General features: G+C 56.8%; 1 pseudogene. It reads right to left on the bottom strand.

From position 1 onward, the window contains the following. A pseudogene (locus EN859_RS36050) lies at positions 1–234 on the bottom strand (hypothetical protein); the annotation flags it as partial. Positions 235–359: the final 125 nt, after the last annotated feature.

Below are 359 nucleotides of genomic sequence, written 5' to 3'. Positions count from 1 at the left end.
CATTGCCTTTAGCTCATCCATGGCGGACCTAGTAGCCAGAACACCATAAACCGTAATTGCGACCACAATCGTCGCGAGCGCGAGCCTTGCGGCTAGTCCCGCTGATGGTCCGTACGCCAGTATCGCGAACATAGTCCCGATATTGGCGAAAAAAATGATCGCATATGTCTGCGTCAGATGGCCAAGTCGCGCGGCTGCCCCCGCCATATATTGATCAACGGTGAGTTTCGCCATGTGCTCCTCCAGCAAGTGACCAGCTAAGTACCGAGTTGCAAATAACCTACCGGCGTCGGAGCGTCGGGAGCTTGGCAAGTCGTTCATTGCGCTGCATGCGGGCGCCCCCCCCCACGAGAGTTCGT

Source organism: Mesorhizobium sp. M00.F.Ca.ET.216.01.1.1 (genome assembly GCF_004010325.2).
Taxonomy (GTDB): Bacteria; Pseudomonadota; Alphaproteobacteria; order Rhizobiales; family Rhizobiaceae; genus Mesorhizobium.
Note: the sequence above shows the minus strand (reverse complement) of the source record. Positions and strands in the feature narration are given on the sequence as shown.